This is a genomic window from Streptomyces capoamus (assembly GCF_014654935.1).
GTDB classification, from domain to species: Bacteria; Actinomycetota; Actinomycetes; order Streptomycetales; family Streptomycetaceae; genus Streptomyces; species Streptomyces capoamus.
Window position 1 is genome coordinate 273176 of sequence record NZ_BNBF01000006.1, and the last position, 2833, is coordinate 276008.

A 2833-nucleotide genomic window follows, 5' to 3' on the forward strand; every position below is an offset into this window, starting at 1 on the left:
TCATCCACCCCGCACACGTTCTTCACACGGCCTGCCGCAGGCGCTCTCCGCCGTGCGGATTCGCTGCTCAGATGCGCGCGAACGCCTGCTCGATGATGTCGAGGCCCTCGTTCAGCAGGTCCTCGCCGATGACCAGCGGGGGCAGGAAGCGGAGCACGTTGCCGTAGGTGCCGCAGGTGAGGACCAGCAGGCCCTCGGCGTGGCAGGCCTTGGCGAGCGCGGCGGTGGCCTCCGGGTTCGGCTCCTTGGTGGCGCGGTCCTTGACCAGCTCGATGGCGATCATGGCACCGCGTCCGCGCACGTCACCGATGATGTCGAACTTCTCGGCCATGGCGGTGAGGCGCCCCTTCATGACCTCCTCGATGCGCTTGGCCTTGCCGTTGAGGTCCAGCTCCTTCATCGTCTCGATGGCGCCGAGCGCACCGGCGCAGGCGACGGGGTTGCCGCCGTACGTACCACCGAGGCCGCCGGCGTGCGCGGCGTCCATGATCTCGGCGCGGCCGGTGACGGCGGCGAGCGGCAGACCGCCGGCGATGCCCTTGGCGGTGGTGATCAGGTCCGGGACGATGCCCTCGTCCTCACAGGCGAACCACTGACCGGTCCGGCAGAAGCCGCTCTGGATCTCGTCCGCGACGAAGACGATGCCGTTGTCGGCGGCGAACTGGCGGACGGCCGGCAGGAAGCCCTTCGCGGGCTCGATGAAGCCGCCCTCGCCCAGCACCGGCTCGATGATGATCGCGGCGACGTTGTCCGGGCCGACCTGCTTGGTGATCTGGTCGATGGCCTGCTTGGCGGCCTCGGGGCCGGCGTTCTCCGGGCCGGTCGGCCAGCGGTACGCGTACGCCACCGGCACCCGGTACACCTCGGGCGCGAACGGACCGAAGCCGTGCTTGTACGGCATGTTCTTCGCCGTCAGCGCCATCGTGAGGTTGGTACGGCCGTGGTAGCCGTGGTCGAACACCACCACGGCCTGCCGCTTGGTGTACGCACGCGCGATCTTGACGGCGTTCTCGACGGCCTCGGCGCCGGAGTTGAACAGCGCGGACTTCTTGGCGTGGTCGCCCGGGGTCAGCTCGGCCAGCGCCTCCGCGACCTCCACGTAGCCCTCGTACGGGGTCACCATGAAACAGGTGTGGGTGAAGTCGGCGAGCTGGGCGGAGGCCCGGCGCACGACGGCCTCGGCGGAGGCGCCGACGCTCGTCACGGCGATACCGGAGCCGAAGTCGATGAGCCGGTTGCCGTCGACGTCCTCGATGATGCCGCCGCCCGCGCGCGCGGTGAACACCGGCAGCACGGAGCCCACGCCCTGCGCGACCACGGCGGTACGGCGGGCCTGCAGCTCCTGCGACTTCGGGCCGGGGATGGCGGTGACGACGCGGCGCTCCTGCGGAAGTGCGGTCATGGGGGGCTCCCTGATGATCTTGCGTACCGGGCGGTCCCGGGCGGTTCCGGGCGGTGCGTTTTCGGACGCATACCTTCTTTTCTCGCAGGCTAAGACGGGTTCCGGGGGGTGGGCATGCTCCATGTGGGCGTTGTCGGCGGCCCCCGTTGTCCGCCATGGCCATAGCCCACCCGGGCGGGCCCGGCCCCTTACGGCCGCGTAAGCGGTGAACTCCCCTTGCCGGGGCGTTAGATTGGCTCGCTGATGACGGACGGAACGGCGGACGGACGCGCTGGTCAGGGGGCAGGGTCGATGGACGGCGACAGCACGCGGATCCCACACGACACACACACGAACCCTGTACCACGCCCGGCGACGCCACCCGAGGGGGCGGGGGCACCGCCCATGCCGTCCACCGCACCGCCCATGCCGTCCGCCGCACCGCCGGTGCCGCCGATGCCGGACGGGTCCGCTTTTCTGACCTGGTTGCGCGCGCCGCGGCCGCAGGCAGCACCCGGAATCTGGCGGTTCCGCTATCGGCCACGGCCCGAGGTTGAACCGACGGTGACCCCCACGCGGCAACTCCTGGGTGGGGCCGTGATCGCGCTTCTGTGCGGGTGGCTGTTGTGCTCTCTGCTGTGGAACGGCTATCTCGGTGACTTCTGGCAGTGGCCTTGGTACGTGCTGGCGCCGGATTCCTGGGTGAGAGGTGAAGGCGGCCAGGTGGGCGGGGCCGCATCGTGGCTGTACACGTGGCTGGTGTTCGGCGCGATTCTCTCGGTGTTCGGAAGGATCGGCCATTGGGGTGAGTTCTGGCGCCGCTACGGTGCCCCGCTCGTACGCGGTGCCATGCCGGCCCTGCGCTCGGTCCTGCCGGCCGACCGCGGTCCCACGCCCGCCGCCACGCCCCCGCCCGCCCCCGAACAGGACCCCGCCGAATGGCCGCAGCTGCGGCAGGCCGGGGCGGCGGAGGCTGCTGAGCGGTTGGCTGCCGAGGCGAGGGCCGGGCTCATGCGGGATGTGGACCACGCGCGGATCAGCCGGGCCTGGCAGGGTGTACGGTCCGGCCGGCACAGCCTCGCGGGCTTCACCGGAGCCGTCCTGCAGGACGGCTCCGCCGCCTGCCCGCACCCGTCGGGCGACCGCGACCTGCCCGCCCGGCACGCCCGGCACGACCTGCTGACCGGGCAGGTCCGGCTCGGCACCACCGCCGACGACCCCCGCAACCCCTACCACTACCGCGGCGCCGGCCTCGCCCTCGGCCCCGACCTGCTCGGCACTTCGCTGCTCGCCGTCGGCCCGGCCGGCTCCGGTAAGACGGGGGCGCTGGTCCGGCCGCTCGCCGAGTCCCTGTGCCTGCACGCCCTGGCCGGCCGCGCGTCGGTCGTGGTGGTCGGCGCGGCGGGCGCCGGCCTCGGCCCGGCGGAGGCCTACGACGTCGTCGTCCGCGTC

1 protein-coding gene and 1 pseudogene are annotated in these 2833 nt (G+C 72.1%); one reads left to right on the top strand and one right to left on the bottom strand.

Annotated features, from left to right (window positions below; all coding sequences use genetic code 11):
- Window positions 1–67: 67 nt before the first annotated feature.
- Window positions 68–1402, bottom strand: coding sequence for a 4-aminobutyrate--2-oxoglutarate transaminase (gene gabT, locus IE312_RS12725; RefSeq protein WP_189981225.1), 1335 nt, complete (start codon window positions 1400–1402; stop codon window positions 68–70).
- A gap of 291 nt (window positions 1403–1693) precedes the next feature.
- Here gabT and IE312_RS39735 point away from each other — a divergent pair.
- Window positions 1694–2833 (top strand): annotated as a pseudogene (locus IE312_RS39735) (ATP-binding protein); the annotation flags it as partial.

Bases quoted from the DNA above. Each gene is read 5' to 3' on its own strand.
- gabT (WP_189981225.1), bottom strand. From the start codon at position 1,402: ATGACCGCACTTCCGCAGGAGCGCCGCGTCGTCACCGCCATCCCCGGC.